Annotated in this window: 19 protein-coding genes, 1 other RNA gene and 1 pseudogene; 9 read left to right on the forward strand and 12 right to left on the reverse strand. The window is 36.1% G+C overall.

The window, feature by feature from the left end:
- Positions 1–111 precede the first annotated feature (111 nt).
- Both STA7437_RS26615 and yidD read right to left on the reverse strand, forming a co-directional pair.
- Entirely contained in the window at positions 112–267 is a 156-nt protein-coding gene (locus STA7437_RS26615; RefSeq protein WP_015194354.1) for a hypothetical protein, read from the reverse strand.
- A gap of 14 nt (positions 268–281) precedes the next feature.
- Entirely contained in the window at positions 282–569 is a 288-nt protein-coding gene (yidD, locus tag STA7437_RS15640; RefSeq protein ID WP_015194355.1) for a membrane protein insertion efficiency factor YidD, read from the reverse strand.
- Between the two features lie 229 nt (positions 570–798).
- Between yidD and STA7437_RS15645 the strand changes: the two genes are divergently transcribed.
- Positions 799–1899 (forward strand): zinc-binding metallopeptidase family protein, encoded by a 1101-nt coding sequence (locus STA7437_RS15645; protein ID WP_015194356.1) that lies wholly within the window; start codon positions 799–801, stop codon positions 1897–1899.
- A gap of 278 nt (positions 1900–2177) precedes the next feature.
- Here STA7437_RS15645 and STA7437_RS15650 read toward each other — a convergent pair whose 3' ends face one another.
- Positions 2178–3854 (reverse strand): mechanosensitive ion channel family protein, encoded by a 1677-nt coding sequence (locus tag STA7437_RS15650; protein ID WP_015194357.1) that lies wholly within the window; start codon positions 3852–3854, stop codon positions 2178–2180.
- Between the two features lie 43 nt (positions 3855–3897).
- Complete coding sequence (locus STA7437_RS15655) at positions 3898–4833, reverse strand: NAD(+) kinase (RefSeq protein ID WP_015194358.1); 936 nt, start codon at positions 4831–4833, stop codon at positions 3898–3900.
- A 119-nt stretch (positions 4834–4952) separates the two neighbouring features.
- Between STA7437_RS15655 and ssrS the strand changes: the two genes are divergently transcribed.
- Positions 4953–5136, forward strand: a non-coding RNA gene (gene ssrS, locus STA7437_RS25545) — 6S RNA.
- Positions 5137–5184: 48 nt separating this feature from the next.
- On the opposite strand, the gene STA7437_RS15660 is transcribed toward ssrS, so the two are convergent.
- Positions 5185–5619, reverse strand: coding sequence for a DUF29 domain-containing protein (locus STA7437_RS15660; protein WP_015194359.1), 435 nt, complete (start codon positions 5617–5619; stop codon positions 5185–5187).
- Positions 5620–5731: 112 nt separating this feature from the next.
- Between STA7437_RS15660 and STA7437_RS27140 the strand changes: the two are divergent.
- From STA7437_RS27140 to cobO, 6 genes and pseudogenes are all read left to right on the forward strand, one after another.
- Positions 5732–6350: pseudogene (locus STA7437_RS27140) on the forward strand (RNA-guided endonuclease InsQ/TnpB family protein); the annotation flags it as partial.
- Between the two features lie 338 nt (positions 6351–6688).
- Entirely contained in the window at positions 6689–7963 is a 1275-nt protein-coding gene (locus STA7437_RS15670; protein ID WP_015194360.1) for a M16 family metallopeptidase, read from the forward strand.
- Between the two features lie 50 nt (positions 7964–8013).
- The gene (locus tag STA7437_RS15675; RefSeq protein ID WP_015194361.1) at positions 8014–9288 is read left to right on the forward strand and encodes a M16 family metallopeptidase; all 1275 of its coding nucleotides are present in this window, start codon (positions 8014–8016) and stop codon (positions 9286–9288) included.
- A 327-nt stretch (positions 9289–9615) separates the two neighbouring features.
- Positions 9616–11124 (forward strand): glycerol kinase GlpK, encoded by a 1509-nt coding sequence (gene glpK, locus STA7437_RS15680; RefSeq protein ID WP_015194362.1) that lies wholly within the window; start codon positions 9616–9618, stop codon positions 11122–11124.
- Positions 11125–11199: 75 nt separating this feature from the next.
- Positions 11200–12090: an NAD(P)-dependent oxidoreductase gene (locus STA7437_RS15685; RefSeq protein WP_015194363.1), complete on the forward strand. Its 891-nt coding sequence runs from the start codon at positions 11200–11202 to the stop codon at positions 12088–12090.
- Positions 12091–12290: 200 nt separating this feature from the next.
- On the forward strand, positions 12291–12911 hold the full coding sequence (cobO, locus tag STA7437_RS15690; RefSeq protein WP_015194364.1) for a cob(I)yrinic acid a,c-diamide adenosyltransferase: 621 nt from the start codon (positions 12291–12293) through the stop codon (positions 12909–12911).
- Positions 12912–12922: 11 nt separating this feature from the next.
- Here cobO and STA7437_RS15695 read toward each other — a convergent pair whose 3' ends face one another.
- From STA7437_RS15695 to STA7437_RS25550, 3 genes are all read right to left on the reverse strand, one after another.
- A complete protein-coding gene (locus STA7437_RS15695; protein WP_015194365.1) occupies positions 12923–13444 on the reverse strand; it encodes a hypothetical protein in 522 nt (173 codons plus the stop codon).
- A gap of 60 nt (positions 13445–13504) precedes the next feature.
- A complete protein-coding gene (locus STA7437_RS15700; protein WP_015194366.1) occupies positions 13505–13936 on the reverse strand; it encodes a hypothetical protein in 432 nt (143 codons plus the stop codon).
- A gap of 116 nt (positions 13937–14052) precedes the next feature.
- Positions 14053–14223 (reverse strand): CsbD family protein, encoded by a 171-nt coding sequence (locus STA7437_RS25550; protein WP_015194367.1) that lies wholly within the window; start codon positions 14221–14223, stop codon positions 14053–14055.
- A gap of 288 nt (positions 14224–14511) precedes the next feature.
- On the opposite strand from STA7437_RS25550, the gene STA7437_RS15705 reads away from it, so the two are divergent.
- Positions 14512–15405 carry a zinc metalloprotease HtpX gene (locus STA7437_RS15705; RefSeq protein ID WP_015194368.1) on the forward strand — a complete coding sequence of 298 codons (894 nt, stop codon included), beginning with the start codon at positions 14512–14514 and terminating at the stop codon, positions 15403–15405.
- Between the two features lie 118 nt (positions 15406–15523).
- On the opposite strand, the gene STA7437_RS15710 is transcribed toward STA7437_RS15705, so the two are convergent.
- From STA7437_RS15710 to STA7437_RS15725, 4 genes are all read right to left on the reverse strand, one after another.
- Positions 15524–16402 carry a lipid kinase gene (locus STA7437_RS15710; protein WP_015194369.1) on the reverse strand — a complete coding sequence of 293 codons (879 nt, stop codon included), beginning with the start codon at positions 16400–16402 and terminating at the stop codon, positions 15524–15526.
- A gap of 211 nt (positions 16403–16613) precedes the next feature.
- Entirely contained in the window at positions 16614–18359 is a 1746-nt protein-coding gene (locus tag STA7437_RS15715) for a hypothetical protein (RefSeq protein ID WP_015194370.1), read from the reverse strand.
- Positions 18360–18674: 315 nt separating this feature from the next.
- Positions 18675–19421 (reverse strand): isoprenyl transferase, encoded by a 747-nt coding sequence (locus STA7437_RS15720; RefSeq protein ID WP_015194371.1) that lies wholly within the window; start codon positions 19419–19421, stop codon positions 18675–18677.
- A gap of 63 nt (positions 19422–19484) precedes the next feature.
- On the reverse strand, positions 19485–20465 hold the full coding sequence (locus tag STA7437_RS15725) for a hypothetical protein (protein WP_015194372.1): 981 nt from the start codon (positions 20463–20465) through the stop codon (positions 19485–19487).
- Positions 20466–20679: the final 214 nt, after the last annotated feature.

The raw sequence follows: 20679 nt of genomic DNA on the forward strand, positions 1-20679 counted from the left end.
TCCCTCATAATTAGTAATTAGTAATTAGCAACTGATATATACTTAAGGTTGAAACGCGATCGCTCCGCGCCTCGGCTTTGCCGAGATCGCATCTAAAGCTCAACACAACACTTAATCATCGTCCTCCTCTTCTTCATCGTATCCACCTTCTCGTTCCTCTATTTCTGCACCTGGAAATTCACAGCCAGTTAAACTAGTAGCAGTAGTAAATAATACAAAAGCACTTAATCCTAGGGCGATTCCCCTTTTCCAATTCCAATTAATCATAATTTTTAATTTAATTAAATAGGGATACAACAAGGAATAATTATACAACCACTACTAGATTGATTTTGTAGCGTTTTACTAGCTTCGGCACAATCACGAAATCTTTGTAGAGAACCTTCAATAGCTAAAATTAAACTTTGCTCGGTTAATAGTTTTTTGACATATTCTGAGCAAGAATCTCCTTGGTGTAAGATTCGATGAGGACAACTAAAGCCTTTATAAGGAGAAATATTTTGCTGGTAAAAATTAATAGCTTCTGTCGCTATTTGTTGAGTCAGAGACTGAGAAACAATACTCTGCATGATAATTAATTGAGTAAAAACTTACACCTATATATACCTAAATAAAGGAAATTTTTATCTCTACCAAAAGTATGAATTTATTTTGGCATGAGGACAAAAAGCGATCGCTTTAGATTTATTTTTGTACAGACGTAACATATTAAGTCTCTACTTTCTTGTAATGTGGGAAAACTAACTACGCTTTCAGACGTAGCAGCAAATTATTTTTAGATACGCGGATAGATAACTTATGAGTACTCTAAAATTAACCGCTTCAGAAAGTATTTCCCAAACAACACAAGAGATAGAAAGCGATCAGGATTTAAACGATTTTTTAAATATTCTGCAATTATTAATCCGTGAACCTTCTGTTGTTGGTAGTGAAGACTCTTTTTTTCGGGTACTTCGTCGAGAATTAGAAGAAATTGAGGTCAAAGTTCAGTATTATCATGGTGTTTTGGTCGCTCAAGGAAACCAACCGCAGGATTTAGTTCTTTCTGCACATATTGATCGACACGGTTTATTGTGTACTGGTCCTAACGAATTTCAATATGCAGCCTTTATTTCCAGTAACCAAAGTGAGTTAACTGGAGATTCAGTTTCCGAACAAATGATGCAGACGATTGAAAATCGATTTGCTGGGCAACTTGTTCAAGCTCACTTACCTTATACAGGAACTTATTTAGGTCAAGGATACATCAAGCGATCGTATATTTGTCCAGCTAGAAAAAATTTGATTTTTGAGTTGGATGGTTTAGACTTTTTGCAACCAGGTACACCAGTTTCTTTTCTTGACCGCTTACAAATATCTAATGGCTGTGTTTCTGCTCAATTAGACAATGTAGTTAGTGCAGCTATTCTGATTTATTTATTTCGATGTGGTTTTCAAGGAACTGCATTATTTACGGCACAAGAAGAAGCAGGAAGAAGTTGGCGTTACGCACTATCTTGGTTTAAACGTCAAAATTTAACCACACAGCGTCTGCTGGTTTTGGATACAAGTCCTTATCCTACTCGTGAAGCAGCAGAAGTTCAACAAATTGTACTTCGTCGTCAAGATGCCAATGGAGCTTTTGCTCAACAATTAACAACTGAGTTAGAACAAAAATGTCATCAGCTAGGTATTTCCTATAGCTATAAAGATGCTTATATCGAGGCTCAAAACATTGGCAGAAGCAAACCTCTCTCACTAGGTCGCACTGAGTTGGGTCGAATTGTTGCAGCTACCAATGGAGAAATCAACGGTACTACTCTTCAAATCCCTACCACTGGTTATCATACCCCCAATGAAACAGCTTCGTTGTCATCTATTGCTGCGGTAATTCAACTATTAATCTCTTACATATATTAGACTTAAATTATTATTTTCTCGATAAATTTTACCAGCTTGCTGCCAAGTTTCTCGTTGTAAGTTACCTTGAATATCTAAAATTTGAGCTAAAATTGCTTGTTGTTCTCGATTTTCAGCCTATGCTGCGTGGTGAGTAGAAGAAATTGAAATCCCACTTCACTCAGCATGAAAATTCTCATAGATATGAATTGATCTCCAGATTTGATAAAAGTCTTGAAAAATGTCGATAAGATAGCAACGGAACAGAAAACAACGTCAAGTCTATTAAGTTAACCTACTTATCTTTTGCCATTTCGAGATTGTTGAGATGCGAAACTTTTTAAAAAGTGTAATAAATAATTCTCTAATTGAGGAGAAAGAGTTATGGGTAAATTAGCATTTTGTAAATGCAAATCTCTTTGAGGAAAAGGTATTTTAATTTCCTGCTGTTTAAAAATCTTTTCAATTTGAAAATAAAGATCACTTTTAAGTCGAACTTGACGACTAGGATCGGAAGTCCAAACCAACAACTCAAAGTCTAACCAACTTTCTCCAAAACTATTAAAAAAAACTTGAGGTTGGGGATAACGCAATACTTCAGGATGTTCTTCTGCTACTCTCAACAAAGCAGTTTTGACTTTTTCAACATCCGAACCGTAGGCAACTCCTACAGGTAAATGTAATCTAGAAGCTGGATTATCATGACTCCAATTAGTTACTTCATCTGCTAACAAACGTGAATTAGGCACAATGATAGAAATTTTGTCTAAAGTCTTTAAAACAATACTTCTTGCTCCTATTCTTTCTACAGTTCCTAAATGTTGTCCGACTTGAATAAAATCTCCTACTTGAACAGATCTTTCAAATAATAAAACTAATCCACTGGCAAAGTTTTTGGCAATTTCTTGAAAACCAAAACCAATACCCACACCTAAAGCACTACCAATTAAAGCTAAAGAACTTAAATTTAATCCCCAAATTTGTAATAAAACAATAGTGCCAATTGAAATTAAACTATATTTAAGAATGGTCGAAATAACTTCCTGCGAACCTCGATTCATTCGAGTTGCTTGCAAAATTCTAGTCCGCAATAAAGTAGTTAAATTTCCTGAAAGAATGATTAATCCCCAAAATAAAGCAGTTAGAATTAATAAATTTAAAAACGAGTAAGATTTATCTCCTAGATTAAACCAAGAATTAGTCATACTTCCTATTAGTAAGTTGAGAAATTTATATCGCCAACTTCTTAATAAGGGAAAAAATTCTGTAATTATCAAAAAGACCGAAACCCACAAAATAAATTGAATTAAACCTAATTTAAGACGATATAAAGTAGTGAGATTTGAAGATTTGGTTCTATTTCTTTTAGCTATTCCAGGAATAATTCTTTGGATTGCTTCTCGAACAGGGTAAGTTTCTAATTGTTTAATAAAACGAGATAAAATTAAAGCTATTAATAAAATAAAAAAAGAAACACTCAATTGTTGCTGAAGATAGTTACTCGTTCTTTCTAGTTGAGCTTGTTCAATAGCTTGTTGAATTTTTTCACTCCAAAATTGCGCTCTTTCTTGTAAAATTGCTCCTTTGAAACTATCTTGATTGGTTACAGTCAAAAGCTGTTCACCATTTAAAAAAATTACTGGTAATTGATTACGTGTCTCAATTGTTAATTCGGATGACTTATTGGAGTCGACTGCAACTTGCAACTGGGTAGCAATCCAATCTGCTCTTTCAATCGCAGCATAACCACCTGAAGCACTGACTCGAAATAACTCTCTACCATCTAAAACTACTGGTGCTGTTTTTGTCGTGACTTCGTTTGATTGAAAAATTTGCCAACTATCAGTGATGATGGGAGCAGAAGACCAGTTATTAAAGTTGGGTTGAGCTTGACTAGGAACAGTTAAAACCAATAAAAAGAACAAAAGACTCAAGATTATCTTACTGAAGTGATTAAATAATTTTTGTTTTTGCACTTGTCTACTTCTCTAATTCAAAAAATGTCTAAGTTATAGTTGATTAATTGATTATTTTTCCTGAACCATTATTTTGGTAGTGAATTCTGGTTCCTGTCCAATGTAATTTTTCGCGTAAGGTTTGGTAGAAAGAATAAGTTTCTCGTAAAATAATAAATTTTGCTTGAGAGTTAGCCATTCTCACAATTACTCTTTGTCCAGGCCAAATTGTCGTAGCTAGAGAACCATCCGTCCAAAGCTTGGTATTGACTTCATAATCACCTAAAGGCCAAACGCTAACGATACTACCTGGAGGAAGCACAATCGGACGTACAGAAAGACTGAGGGGACAAATCGGAGTAACTGCGATCGCATAAATTCCTGGATGTAAAATTGGACCATTAGCAGAAGCAGTGTATCCTGTCGAACCTGTGGGAGTAGCAACCAGTAAACCATCACCACTATATTGATCGATTATTTCTCCATCGACTTCCATTTCTAAAATTGAGGTAGGCATCCGATCTATACTGGCGGGTTTCAGACACATCTCATTGAGACAAAAAAATCTTTCGCTGACTATTTGGGGTTCGGTACGACTTCCTTCGTATAAACCAGCTTCTAGCATCATTCTTTTTTCAACGGCATAAAGATCAGATTCTAAACGTTGCCAAATTTTTTCTGTATTTTTAAACAACTCGAACGGTTCGGTTAAAAATCCTAAATGACCTCCGACATTAACCGCTAAAATCGGAATACCCTCAGGAGCAAGCTGACGTGCTGCTGCTAAAACACTACCATCCCCACCCAAAACTATTGCCAGATCGATTTTGATGGTGTTAGCGGAAGCTAAAAACACTGGATAAGGATTATCTTTAAAGCCACTTGGTCCCAATAATACTTGACATTGACGCGCTTCTAATTCTTTGGCACATCTTTCTGCCCATGTTTTACTTTCACTGTCTCCTGCTTTATAAGCAATGATTACGTGTTTTAATTCCACCTTGATTTAGTTGAAAGTTCGCCTTTGATTACATCCTTCATAGTATCGTTCTGATCGAAAAGAAAGCGAAAGCAAAATAACACTTGCCAAAAACTCAAAAATTATTAATCATATAGAAAGTTACACTGCTACGTTGGTGACTGCCAATATAGTTTGTTGATCTATGTTTGACTTATGAGGGAGCTTACAGATTGACAGCAGAAGTAGACCGAGCTTGTACTCGGAAATGGATGCAGACAGCGTGAGTACCCACCTGGTTTTCCCAGGTCATAAGCTGAGGTAAGACGGCGTAGCGGTTAACTATTTATTTTCTTAAATTAATTGAGACTTTTTTTTGAGAGAAAGGTAGTTTTAGCCAAAATAATTGTCTTGCATAATTTTATCTACTGCCACAAAATTATCTTTTGGCATCTCAAAAAGTAACGCCATTGCTTTACTAGCATCTTGATAAAGATCTTGATATTCAGCATTTAGATAATTTTTAAGACTAAAATTTTTTTTCAAAATACGGTTAATGCTACTCCTGAAATTTGTTACTTCAACCATCCAACCATTACGACAACGTTCAACCTCAGATTGCCAGTATTTAAGCTTGAGAATATGTTCTATAAGTCTTTGCATATAACTATCTAAAGCTCTTTTCTGGCTTGCTCCCATATCATCTATTTCATCAAGTAGATTATCCCAGTCCATGTCATCGAAATCCTGTTTTTGAATTTTGATTTTTATATTTTCAATCCAGAGGTTAAAATCGCGGTCGTGTAATTGTTTTAGATCGCTATCCATAAAACTAGCATTGACTTATTGCAATTGTGTTAAAGAACCCAGCGGAAATTCCCTTATGCCTTTAGGCTAGACCGACAGTTCCGTGCGGACGGGTTTCCCTCCGCAGGACTGCTACGAAAAAGCTAGGAAGAAAGTAGAAAAACAGCATAACCATATTGCGTTCAAAAGAAAAGATTACCAGTTTAAGTTAGCGCATAAATTGTGTGATATGGCGGATACAATATTTGTTGAAGATATTGACTTCCGTATCATGGCAAAAGGATTTTTAAGTAAGCACACAATAGATAGATGCAGCATTTGGACAATTCCGTTCGATACTCAAATATGTAGGCAAAAGAAGAAATGTCTTCGTAGGTGAGGTTGACCATCGGGGAAGTTCGCAGGTTTGTCCTAATTGTCGTACTCAAGTAAGAAAAGAATTGTCGGATAGATTGCATTCATGTCCAGAATGTAGGTATGAAGTCAATCGGGATATTGCATCTGCCCAAGAATTGTGTAATCGAGGAATAGAAACGTGCCTTATAAACGCCCGAAGTAAATTCGGGCGACAGGCACTCACGTATCCAGGGACACTGGAAAAGCAAGAAATTGCCTCTCAAGTCGAGCGAGCGGGTGCGCAAGCAAGTTCCGCACCATTCGAGTCGAGCGTCGTACTGTCGGGGAACATGGTTCTAGATAAGTGGCGTAGGGGAGGAATACTCAGTAGCGATATTGGGAAGCTCGCCCCCTAGAAGGAGGCGAGAGATGTCACATACCAAGAGCGAATATTTCCATAGCGTTCAAAGTTGCTCTTATGATTTAACTCACTTCTGAAAATTTTTGATTTGGGGCGTGAATAATGCGACACGAAAGTATAGCCAGCGCGATCGCTTCTGCGCCAGGCTACGCCTGATCGCGTTTGGTCGGGTTTTCTAATTGTTTAAAAGAACTAGAAACGAAAAAATTATCTATTATGCTAATAATTTCTTACCTCAGCAAGAGCAAATTAATTTCTGTATCAAATTTAGCAAGTAGCATTTGTTAAAAACGCTACGATATTTTTTTATATTGCACAAAATGTAGCTTGTTAATGCAACAATTATCGGAACGGCTCGACCAATTAGAATTTCCAGCTAATATTTTTAGATTAGAGAACGGCTTGACAGTAATTCATCAATATCTACCAGCTACACCAGTGGTAGTAACGGATATTTGGATTAAAGCTGGAGCAAGTGCCGAACCACAAGAATGGTCAGGAATGGCTCATTTTTTAGAGCATATGATTTTTAAAGGTTCGCCTCGGGTAGCCACTGGAGAATTTGATTGGGTAATTGAGCAAAATGGAGGAATAGCCAATGCAGCTACAAGTCATGACTATGCCCATTTTTTTCTGACTACAGCAGAATCTTATGTATCGGATACCTTACCTTATTTAGCCGATATTTTACTTCATGCTTCTATTCCCGACGAGGAATTTCACCGAGAACGAGATGTAGTTTTAGAAGAAATTCGTTCTAGCTATGACGATCCTGATTGGATTGGTTTTCAAGCTTTATGTCAAAACGTTTATCAACATCACCCTTACAAACGTTCAATTTTGGGAGAGGAGGAATTGTTACTTCAACATACCCCTCATCAAATGCGCTGTTTTCATCGCACCCACTATCAGCCAGAAAATATGACTGTGGTAATGATTGGTGGAATTGCTCAGGAAGTTGCTTTATCTTTGGTAGCAGATGCTTTTGCAGAATTCAGCGTTCGTTCTGAATGTCCTCCCCATAGCATTGAAGCTGAACCTCCTTTAATTGATATTCGTCGTCAGGAACTTCAGCTACCTAGAATAGAACAAGCTCGTTTAGCAATGGCTTGGTTGGGAGCAGGTTCTGATTGTTTAGTAGATGGCATTGGCTTAGATTTATTGTCTGTTATTTTAGCTGGTAGTCGTTGTTCTCGTTTAGTCAGGGAACTAAGAGAAGAAGAACAATTAGTTCTAGATATTACTAGCGAGTTTTCGCTTCAACGAGATTCAAGTTTATTTACAATTAGTGCTTGGTTAGAATCGGATAATTTACAAGAGGTAGAAAAAAATATATGCGATCGCATTTATCAATTACAAACTAAACCTCTTTCTGAAATCGAATTAGCTCGTGCCAAACGTCTTCTTTGTAATGATTATATTTTCTCTACAGAAACCCCAGGACAACTAGCTGGAATTTATGGTTATTACAATACGATTGCTACAGCCGAGCAAGCTTTAAGCTACACAAAAACGATTAATCAACTGACAGCCAGCCAATTGCAAAGAATTGCTAATCAGTATCTTTCTCCTGAACGTTATGCGATTACCACTCTTGTTCCTTGTTAGTTTATAGTCATCTGTAATATAGATTTTCAACCTCAAATATTAATTAAACGATGTCTTTTTTGTCTGAGACAAAAACCAATGAACAGATTCAGCCAATTGTTTTATCTAATGGAATAACTCTAATTGCTGTAGAAAACCAAGCTGCCGATGTAGTAGCTGGGCGTTTATTTCTCAAAAACGCGGGTTCAATCTGGGAAAGTCGAGAGCAAGCTGGTTTATCTCATCTAGTTGCAGCCGTAATTACCAAAGGTACAGAAAAATTATCTGCCCTTGAGATTGCCGAACAAATAGAATCAGTTGGAGCTAGCTTAGGTGCAGATGTTACTACTGATTATTTTTTACTTTCTATTAAGACTGTAGCAGCAGATTTTGCCTCAATGCTACACTTGTTAGGAGAAATTATGCGATCGCCTGATTTTCCTGAAGTAGAAGTAGAATTAGAAAAAAAATTAACTATTCAAAGTATTCGTTCTCAACAAGAACAGCCTTTCAACGTTGCTTTTAACCAATTACGAGCAATGATGTATGGCGAGCATCCTTATGGAGTTTCGGTTTTGGGAACAGAAGAGACTGTTACCCAACTAAATCGCTTTCATCTGCAACAATATCACCAAACCTATTTTCGTCCTGATAATTTAATTATTAGTATTTCAGGTCGCATTAACTCCCAAAAAGCAGTTGCTTTAGTTGAAGAAGTATTTGGTGATTGGCAAGTTCCCCCTCACCCTCTAATTTTACCCACCATACCACCATTAAACTCTTTACCTACTCAATTAGTAATTGAGCAAGACACTCAACAGTCGATTATTATGTTGGGTTATTTAAGTGCAGCAGTAAAAAATGATGATTATCCTGTCTTAAAGTTATTGAGTACTTATTTGGGTAATGGTCTTTCTAGTCGTCTGTTTGTGGAATTAAGAGAAAAACGGGGATTAGCTTACGATGTTTCGGCATTTTATCCTACTCGCCTAGAATCTTCCTCTTTTATCGCTTATATGGGAACTGCACCCCAAAATACGGAAATTGCTTTAGAAGGGTTAAAAGCAGAAATCGACCGTTTAAGTGAACATCAACTTACAGAAGCGGAAATACAAGGAGCAAAAAACAAATTATTAGGTCAATATGCTTTGGGAAAACAAACTAATGGTGAAATTGCTCAAATTTATGGTTGGTATGAAAGTTTGGGTTTAGGTTTACAGTATGACCAAGAATTTCAACAACAAATTGAAAAAATTACTGCAGAAAGAGTACAGCAAGTTGCACAGCGTTATTTAACTGAGCCTTATATTTGTCTTGTTGGCCCTGCCTCAAATAAAGCCTGCTAGATTTTTACTACAAATTAGGTTGATGTAAACTAGTAATCAGTCTTGTCATGTTGATTTTTTAATCATATAATATAATTGAACTAGTTGTTCCCAGTTCCAAAATTTCATAAAGCGGTCAGTTTCCTTAGCAAGAACATTGATCGCTTTTTCACTTTTATTGAGATCAAGTCTGTTAACCGTCAAAATAATATAACTATTCAAAAGAACAGAAGAAAATTTGTCTAAAGAAAAACTAAGCAGTTAGTGAAAAGTAACCTTAAACTTGGTAAATCTGGTAACAGTCATGTTTAGCGTGATGGCTTTGAAGAATTCAAATTTTATTTACTAATGACTAATCAGACAACTCAATACATCCTCGCTCTTGACTTAGGAACGACAGGCAACCGCGCAATTATTTTTGATCGAGAAGGGAAAGTTGCAGGTCAAACTTATCAAGAACTTACTCAATACTATCCCCAACCAGGATGGCTTGAACACGACCCTAATCAAATTTGGCAAGATACACTTAATTGTCTGCAAAAAGTTTTAGCAAATAATCAAATCTCGGCTTCTAGTGTAGCTGCCATTGGTTTAACTGTACAGAGAGAAACTTGTTTACTTTGGGATAAAACAACAGGTCGACCTTTACATAAAGCTATTGTTTGGCAGGATCGTCGTACAGCTAAATTGTGTAATCAATTAAAAGAACAAGGTAAAGCATCAGAAATTCAAGAAAGAACTGGTTTAGTTCTCGATGCTTATTTTTCTGCTACTAAACTTGCTTGGTTATTAGATTGGGTTAAACAAAATTATTCCGATATTAATTGGGATAATGTTCTTGCTGGAACTGTAGACACTTGGATTCTTTGGAATTTAACAGGAAGAAAAGTTCACGCCACCGATCATAGTAACGCCAGTAGAACTATGTTGATGAATTTAGAAACTCTCGATTGGGATGAAGCTTTATTAGAATTATTTGGCATTCCTAGACAGATTATGCCCAAAATTGAACCAAGTATAGGTAGTTTTGGCACAACTGATCCAGAACTCATCGGTGCAGCAATTCCAATTACAGCGATTTTTGGCGACCAACAAGCAGCCTTATTTGCCCATGGATGCGATCGCCCTGGTTTACTAAAATGTACTTATGGTACTGGTTGTTTTCTAGTTGCTCAAGCAGGAGAACAAATTACTCGCTCACAAAATCAACTACTTGCTACAGTGGCTTGGACGAAACAGGATGGTAAAGTACATTATGCTTTAGAAGGAGCAATGTTTACCACAGGAGCTTGTATTCAATGGTTGCGTGATGGATTAAAAATAATTGATTCGGCTGCTGAAACAGATACTTTATCCCGTCAAGTAAACGATACTAATGGAGTTTATTTCGTTCCTGCTTTAAGTGGTTTGGGCGCGCCTCACTGGGATATGAATGCTCGCGGAGCATTTTTAGGTATTACTGGTGGTGTCAAACGAGAACACATGGTCAGAGCAGTTTTAGAAGCGATCGCTTATCAAGTCAAAGAGGTGGTAGACGCGATTAATTTAGATTGTGATACACCTGTATCATTATTAAAAGTCGATGGTGGTGTTGCTCAAAATGATTTTTTGATGCAGTTTCAAGCAGATGTCTTGGGTATTCCTGTAGAACGTCCTGCTGTCGTAGACGCTACCGCCCAAGGTGCAGCTTTTGGAGCAGGTTTAGCGATTGGTTTCTGGGATGATTATAGTAGTTTAGTTTCTAGTAGTGCAGTCGACCAAATTTTTAAACCAGGTAAAAACTCAGCAGATGCTCAAGCTAACTTTAAAATCTGGCAAAAAGCAGTAGAACGCTCTAAAAACTGGATTGATCAGTGAAAGGTGATCACTTACCAGTGATGACTGGTTCTTGTCTCCCTTTCTCCTTCTGCCTTTTTACTTTACTAATAACCAATGACTAATAAAAAAATTGCTTTTTTAGGATTAGGATTAATGGGCGGTTCAATGGCTGCTAATCTTACTCGCCGAGGTTATTCAGTCAAAGCTTGGAATCGTAATAGCGATCGCCCTGGAATAGCAATGGCTGCTGAAGCTGGTGCAACTATTGTTAATTCTATTCAATCTGCTGTAGCAGATGCAGAAATTATTTTTTCCTGTGTGGGAGATGTTCCTGATGTGGAAGAAGTATTATTAGGTGAGGCAGGGGTAGTAAAATATGCCCAACCTGGTGCTTTAGTAGTTGACATGAGTACCATTGGTAGCGAGGCAGCTAAACAAATTGCCACCCAATTAAATCAACATCAACTTCGTTTTCTCGATGCCCCTGTTTCTGGAGGAGATATTGGAGCAATTAATGGAACTCTTACCATTATGGTAGGAGGCGAACCTGAAGACTTTGAAGAATGCAAGCCGTTATTTGAAGCAATGGGTAAAAATATTCGTCTTTGTGGTTCTGTTGGTAGCGGACAAGGAGTGAAAATGTGCAATCAAATCCTTGCGTCTCTCTACATGGTAGGTTTGTGTGAGGCGATGACAATGGCAGAAAAACAAGGCATTGATCGCAATTTAATTGTAGAAGTTTGCGGTACTGGTGCTGCTGCTTCTTGGGCATTAACTAATTTAGGTCCCAAAATTATTGAATCTGATTACAATCCAGGTTTTCCGATTAAACACATTCTCAAAGATTTACGTTTGATCCAAGAAATTGTGGAATCTTCAGGCGAAAATTTACCAGGAGTTCAATTAGCAGAGCGTTTATTTAAACTAGTTCAAACTTTAGATCATGGTCAAGGAGGAGAACAAGGAACACAAGCGATGATTAGAGCTTATGACAGTGACCAGTGATCAGTGATCAGTTACCAGTTATCAGTTATCAATGACAACCATCTGCCTTCCTCTACGCGTAGCGTCTCTGCCTTAATTTTTACTTGCTACTTTATAACTGCCTTCTGCCTTCTGCCCTCTGCCTAAGCGGAGCGCACTACCGAAGGTCTCTGCCTTCATCATGTTATCAGCAATTAACCATCAACCATCAACCATCAACAATGAATAATCAACCATCAACTATTAACCAAGACCAATATAAACAAAAAATGCAACGGCGTAAGGAAGTACAAGAACAACGCCTGGCCGAAAAAAATCGGGAAAAAGGATTAATTATTGTCAATACTGGCAATGGTAAGGGAAAAACTACGGCTGCATTAGGAATGGTGCTACGTTCTCTCGGTCACGGCTACCAGGTGGCGATTATCCAGTTTATTAAAGGTGCTTGGGAACCAGCCGAAAAAGCAGTTTTAGAACAATGGCAAGGACAATTACAGTTTCATGCAATGGGAGAAGGCTTTACCTGGGAAACTCAAAACCGAGAAAGAGATACAGAAAAAGCGATCGCAGCATGGCAGAAGAGTTTAGAATATATTCTCAATCCTGAATACAAGTTAGTTTTGCTTGATGAAATTAATGTTGCGCTTAAACTTGGTTATCTAGATGTGTCTGAAGTTTTAGAGGGATTAGCACAAAAGCCTGCTGACTCTCACGTAATCCTGACTGGTAGAGGTGCGCCTCCAGAATTGATTGAGAAAGCAGACTTAGTGACTGAAATGACCTTAGTTAAACATCCTTTCCGCGAACAAGGAGTTAAGGCACAACCAGGAATTGAGTTTTAAACCAATCTGATTTAACGTTTGTTACCTAACCATTTAGCTGCCACTGCACCTAATACTGCACCAATGACAGGATTACTGAGAAACTTAACTAAAGCAGGTTGATCAGCCATAACATCTTGAAAAATATCAGGATGGCTATGATAAGCAAAACTAGCTAATTTGGTAACGTCATCAGCACTCATCCGATTAGGATTATGAGTAGACAAACCTAGTTGTCTTTCTAAATCTCGATCGCTTAAACCTCTCTGTTTCAAATGTTTAAAAAATTCTCTGGCAACATCATCGCGTTCGTTGGGTTTAATTTGCGCGATCGCTTGCTGGAGTTCTGGTTCCATTTGAGCGGGAGGAATGCGATCGGGATGAAAGGCACGACTAAACAAACCATGTCTTTCTTGTCTAGTAGAACGTTGAGCAAAATCATCAAAATTTTGATAATCTTTTTTAGGATCGACAGGTGCATCGTCAAAAGATTCCACATCCCCTTGCGCCAAGTCGTTCATTATTTCTCTTCTATAATCTTTACTACTACTCACTTTGTTTCTCCATTCTTTAGGTTTGACAGATTCTTAATTGCTCTTATTAAAAGATGACGATTATTGATATTGAACTTGACGCGATTGTTCGTCATATTGAGCAGTTAGAATCAACTTTTTATCTGGGGCGTACATCAAGACGGTCAGATCTTGATTAGGAAAGTTACGATGAAAACCTTGTATTAAAGATTTTGCTAAAGGACGCACTTCATTGGGTTGTACTTGTCGGTTAATTACAACGCCTAATTTATTGTTATCGCGTACGTAAGCGTCGCTAATTAAACCATTACCAGTTTGAACTACCCAATCACCAAATTTTTGTCCAGTAGCACTATTACCTCTTTCCAATTGAGAGTAAACTTGACCGTTTGCTGCTGGTAGTTGATTAACATCTTGAGCTACAGGTGCGCTAGAACAAGCCGTAGTAATTGTTAAAGTTAAACACAAAACAATTGCAGCAATTATTTTGCGACTTCTTTGCCAAAAATTCACTTATTGTCCCTCCATTAAAAATTAATAGTTTTACTTGAGTTGAAAAGAGAGATTGTGAATAAATTTAAATTATCTCTCTCCTCTATTGATTTAGTTTAAATAGTCTTTATTCAAGATTATTTAAGAGCATCTTTGGCATCTTCGACTGTATGTTCAACTTCAGCTTCAGTTTGTTTTGCTTTGCCTTTTGCCTCTGTTTCGGGATCGCCAGTTACTTTACCAGCAGCCTCTTGTGCTTTGCCCGCAATATTTTTACCAGTAGCTTTAGCTTTATCTTCGGTACTCATAATTTAATTTCTCCTGAATTTAATTAAATAGTGATTTTCAACTTCAAAAAAGTTATTTTCAAACTTGAAACTAATAATCACTGTAAAGAACATTTTTTGTTTAATCGTCTATCGTAAGCAATATAGTTTTTTAGTGACAATTAGATAGATTTGGGTAACTAAACAAATGTGTGATTAATCTAATGATTTAGATTTTGTTATTCAAGAAATTCTATCTTTTGGTAGAGAATAAGCAATAAATTAATTTGAGATGATACCGAATAAATAAAAAACTATAAATAAATTGTCATGTTAGGAATTAATCAACTTAAAACGGCTGCTTTACTTGGGCTGTTAAGTGGAATATTAGTATTAGCGGGCTATTATTTAATTGGTAATGAACAAGGACTTTATCTAGGATTGATTTTTGCAGCTATTACTAGTTTTAGTTCGTGGTACTTTTCTGATCAAGCAGCTTTGGCAGCTTATCGCGCTCAACCTTTAACTCGTAATCAAGCACCAGAATTATATGATCTAGTCAATGATTTGAGTCAAAAAGCTCAAATACCAATGCCAAAAATATTTATTGTTCCTACTAAAACTCCCAATGCTTTTGCAACAGGAAGAGATCCTAATCATGCTGCGATCGCAGTTACTGAAGGAATTTTACAATTACTTTCACCTGATGAACTAAGTGGAGTTTTAGCACACGAACTAACTCATATCAAAAATCGCGATACTCTTACTCAAGCAGTAGCAGGTACAATAGCAGGTGCAATTACTTTTGTTGGCAGGATTTTAAGTTTAGGTGCGCTTTATGGCCCTGTTACCCAAGATAATCGTCGTGGTGGTAATCCTTTTGGCTTACTATTTTTGATTATTCTTGCGCCTATTTCTGCTACTTTAATTCAATTAGCTATTTCCCGAACTCGCGAGTTTTCTGCTGATCGCGGTTCTGCTGAAATTACTCAAAATCCGATTGCATTAGCTAATGCTTTACAAAAATTAGAAACTATTGGTAAGCAAATTCCAATGAATGGGAATCCTGCTTTTGAACCATTGTTAATTATGAATTCTTTTTCAGGTGAAGGAATACAAGGTTTATTTCGGACTCATCCTTCTACCGAAGAAAGAGTTATTCGTTTGACGCAAATTGCCAAAGAACTAGGTGCTAGCAATTCCAATTCTTTTGCTAAAGCCTAATCTCATAGCACATTGAAGGCAGAAGGTAAAAAGTAACAAGTAAAAGGCAGGAGGCAGATAGGCAGGGAAGATTTTATTAATATTGATACTAGAGGTATCACCCTTTCTTTCTTTCTCCTTATTCCCTCAGAGGGACAAAAACCGAGATAGCTTTAGAAATTAAACTAAAAGAAGCAGGAGTAGAAGTAGTTAATTCGCCATCAGTATTAATTTTGTGAGGTTTGCGAGTATCAACTTCAATATATTTTGCTTTAAGAGTTCTGACACCAGAAAGATGTTTGTGTTTTCCTCCAGGTAAACTCCAAATTAAAGGAAACATTTGCCACCAATGTTTAATTTCTAGACTATATAAATTTAGTAATTGATCATCGATCGCGGCATCTTCTGCGATCGCCATACCTCCACCGTAATAACGTCCATTTCCCACAGCAATTTGAAGAGTTTTAACCTTAATTGATTGATCATTACAACGAATTACTGCTCTCAAAGGACGAGTTTTCACTATTACTTTAAGCGCAGTAAAAAGATAAGCTAAAACACCAAAGCGACGTTTAGCACCTTTAGAGAGATTTTGAGTAATTTTGACACTTAGACCTAAACTCGCCACATTAAAAAAATATTTATCGTTGACACAACCTAAATCGATCTGTTTAATCTCACCAAAAGCAATTATTTTAGCTGCTTCAGGAATAGATTCAGGAATATTTAAAGTCCGAGCTAGATCGTTAGCTGTTCCCAAAGGTAAAATTCCTAAAGGAAGTTTAGTTTTTAATAAAGCCTCAGCTACGGCATTAAGAGTACCATCACCACCACCAACAATTACTAAATCTATTTGGTCTTGATATTGATAAATTAATTGAGATAATTGCTCAGGTTTTTGATCCGGTTTGACAATTAATTCAAAATCTAGATTTTCTAAAGTAGTAACAACTTCTTTTAAACTTTCTTTGCCGTTGCGGGCATGAGTATTGATTGATAATAATGCCCGTTGATTCATTTACAATTTCATCCAGAAATTCAGTTATTTATATCCTATCTATTTTGTTCAAATAGTTATCTTGTTGCTTGTTGAAAGTTAATACAGCGTTGCTTCATTTATAACAGTTCTCACGCTCTATGAGGTACACCATTAACAGTTATCAGTTAATATGGAATAGGGAACAAGGTTGTATTTTCTACCTTTTGCTTTTGACTTTTTACTTTAAAAACTAATTTTTTAGATAATTATTGAGTAAACAACTCGTATTAATCAAAATATATTGCTGATCTTGCCAAGCAACGCAATCATTTTGCCAAGACTTCAGTAGAGGCATATTTCCCTGTTTTAAACTGTTAATTGCTTGTTGGGTAATTGGTTGATGCTGTGTAATCCATTTATTATTTTCTAAATATTCAGGAGTAAAACTATTGGTTTCTAATAACCAAAAATCGACACCATATTTACGAATAAATTTTTTTACTTCTTCTGGATTATTGCTATATTGTGCTTGAATTAAATCAATGACTCGCTGACGAAAAAGATTATAATAGCCCAAATGATAAGGAATTGCATATTCTTTACTTACTAAAACTGAGCGTTGCGCAAAAGTAGGTAAATTGTCTCCTTCTAAAGCTAAAGTCGCAATCATAATATCTTTAGGCTGTTGAAGTAAAAACTGATATAAAGTAGGATAATCACCAGTTTTATATTTGGTGAGGGGAAAATTTTTAACAAAACTAGGATAAAACAATAGAGCTATTGCGATCGCTACTGTTAAGCTAACTGCAATTAATTTACCGATGATTGTATTATGATCATGAGTAGTTTGTATTTGTCTGATTAAAACATCCAAAATTAAAGTAATTGCGACCGCTGCTGCTAAAGCAATAATAATTCTAAAACTATGTCCTGTATAACGACTCGGAAGATGAAGCTTAAATAATAAAACATGAGCAGCAAAAAACATGAAGAGAGATACTATCAGTAAATGAGGTAATAAATTTATCTTTGTCGTTATTTTGTTACTCAATGGAAATTGTCGGGGAAATAAAGTTAAAATTGGTAAAAACAAGCCAAAAATTAAAGTTACTGGAGTGAACATTGAGGCAGGAAACATACCACTACGTCCACCACTAAACCAATAATCCCAAAAATTAGTTTGAAAAAAACTCGATCTGCCATCAGAAGCAAAATCTGGTAATTGTTTTGCAGTTTCTACAGTAATAGTAGGGCCATATTCAGAAACATCAAGAGCATAAGGTAGCATCACTGCGAAAGCTACAATTAAACCAACCAAGCTAACATAATAATCCTGAAAATTGCGAGTTAAATAAGGTTGAATCCCACGCCATTTGATTAACTGGAAAATTAGCATTCCTGCTACTAAAAATATAGCTTGGGGATAAAAAAGTCCTAAAAGAATAATAGTTATAGCGCAGGGAAATAAAGAACGTTTAGCTAAATAGTATAAGAAAGCCAACAAAAAAGGATAAACAAAAGCTCTAGGTGTAGCCGAAACTAAATCGTCTTTCATCCAAAGAGTTTGATTAAGTAATAACGTAAAAACAAAACAACCAAATGGAATTGGAAAAATTTGTTGACATAGAAAAAAACTATAAAAAGTGACGATTATACTTAATATTGGTGGCAAAAGCTTGTTAAAAATTAGAGGATTTATTCCTAACGCAGCAGCAAAACGATACAAATTACTATAACCACTAGGTGCGACTGATTGAAAATAATCAGCAATCAAATCATTGGGAAACAATTGTGGATCAATAAATCGCAGCATCCAAAAAACGTGCTGTCGAGCATCATCTTGGACTACCCATTCACCATTAAAACCTTTTTGTAATGTTAACCAACCATAAATAGCTGCGAAAGTAAGCGCAAAAGTTAACCAAAAAAGCGATCGCTTATTAGTTAATTGTGAATTTGAAGCAAAAAAAAACTGATTGATTTGATTATTTAACATCAACTAAACTGTATAAGAGCTTTTCATTCTGCAATTAAATCTGGTAAACCTAAACTAACTGCTGTAACTTTTTTTGGTCAAATTAAATCTCATAATTTTCTATGCCTAATACAGTTAAGCATATCAACAAAAAATTAGTAAATTCCCCTAGCTAAAAATCACTCTTATTTTTAATTCAGTAAGATTACTGATGCTAGGTGAAAACAATTAAGTAACTATTATTTTGGGGAAAAGAGAAAAAAAAACAACGCGGTCGTTAACGAAGGGAGCGAAACTATCGCTATGCACCAAGGGCTAGCTTAGATCGCTTCTCAATTATGAGACTTTCCCAAAACGGCGATCGCGTTGTTGATAAGATAATAAAGCCTGTTTAAGTTCAGAAGGATTAAAATCTGGCCAAAAAGTCTCAGTTACGTAAATTTCTGTATAAGCCATCTGCCACAACAAGAAATTACTCAGACGCATTTCACCACTGGTACGGATTAATAAATCAGGATCGGGACTGCTACAAGTATAGAGATATTGAGAAATTAAATTTTCATCGATTGCTTCTGGAGATAACTCTCCTAATTGAACTTTTTGCGCGATCGCTTTACAAGCTTTAACAATTTCGAGACGACTACCATAATTAATCGCTACATTAAATTGAATCGTCTTGTTATTATTGGTTACTTCCATCGAATGGTACATCTCTTGCTGTAGAGATTCGGGAAGAGGAGACAAATCACCAATAAACTTAATACAAACTCCCTCTTCATCCATTTCAGTCAATTCTTTCCGCAACAGCCTTTCAAACAAAACCATCAGAAATTTGACTTCCGTGACTGGACGACCCCAATTTTCTGTCGAAAAAGCATAAGCGGTTAGGGTTTTAATGCCCCAATCTTTGCAAACCCGCAGTATTTCTTTAAGCGTATTCGCCCCTCGACGATGTCCTTCAATTCTTGGTAAACCCTTACTTTTTGCCCAACGCCCATTACCATCCATAATGACAGCAATATGTTGAGGTAATTTTTGTAAGTCGAGGTTAGTAGTCACATCAGATAATAATTGCACAGTCATGGGATTTGCAGTTCGTAGCCAGCTAGTGAGTAATATTTCTTATTTTTACTAAACAATTATTAATTAATAGTCAATAGTAATATTCCCAGAATTTGGAGATAAAACAAAAAGTTTTTCCAAATATTCTGAAGATAGGTTATTACTCCAAGACCATACACGTTGGAAAACCCAAGCAAAAGTGTAAGCTAATTCCATTTTGTGTATCAAAGACCAAGATTGCCAGTGTAATACTTTCATCATGCGTTTTACAGTAATAGTTAGAGCCAAGAACGATCTTTGCTGATTACTTCTGCAAGAATACCGCTTATTTTGATTTGCAAGCCAATCTTCTAGCTTTTGAGATTCAAAATTAGAATATAGCCATTTACCAAAACCCCAAAATTTAGTCATGTGATTAATTTCATCTTGCAGTAATTCTTGTAACACCTGTTGTATAGTGCCTGTTGTACGTGCCATCATCCAGAGATAAAGACAAACTGCGCTATATTCGGTAGCAATGCGATGAAGTCCATGACGATATAAATCAGAGTAAGGGTTTTCTGACAGGTGATACTGTCTAGGAATAGGTATATCAAGGATAATTGCTTGATTGGTTAATTGTCGATATATTTTACTTAAAGCAGGAGTGTGTTGTCGTTCTTCTTTTTCCCATAAACCAAGTTCTAACATTGTCCCATTTTGAGCTACAACTCCACCGACAAATTTTGCCATTTCGGGATGAATTGATGCCAAATATTGTCTGCTAGTTTGAGTGTAACCACGAATAGGAGCTTCTGTATTTAAAGCACCTTGAACAATTGCCAAAAATACATTTAAATCAATGCCAATAATTTGTTCTTGATTAATAGTTTGCCAATTGATAGTTTGCCAACTACGAGGTTGAGGATTAATAAATTGTTGAGGTAAATCTTCAAGATGACTTTGCAATTTTTCTAAGTTAAGATATTGGTCAATTAAATAATTAATTCTATTTTTAGTCTGAAAAAAATTGGGACAAAAACATATTTCTCCTGCTAAATCTATGGGATTAATTAACTGATTCATAATTCAGAAATTATTTATTACTACATTTTCTTTGGTTATTAATATGCAGTGTATAAATACTTTGAAATTATGTCAGTCGGTTGAAGTAGGTAATTTAAATTAAATAACTAGTCTGGAAAAGTAGGATTAGTCTGATTCAGTTATCAGTTATCAGTTACCAATAATAAAGTTAAGTAGAACACAGCTAATTAGTTTGTTCTTCTGACCTCTGCCC

The sequence above is a fragment of the Stanieria cyanosphaera PCC 7437 genome, from assembly GCF_000317575.1.
GTDB lineage: Bacteria > Cyanobacteriota > Cyanobacteriia > Cyanobacteriales > Xenococcaceae > Stanieria > Stanieria cyanosphaera.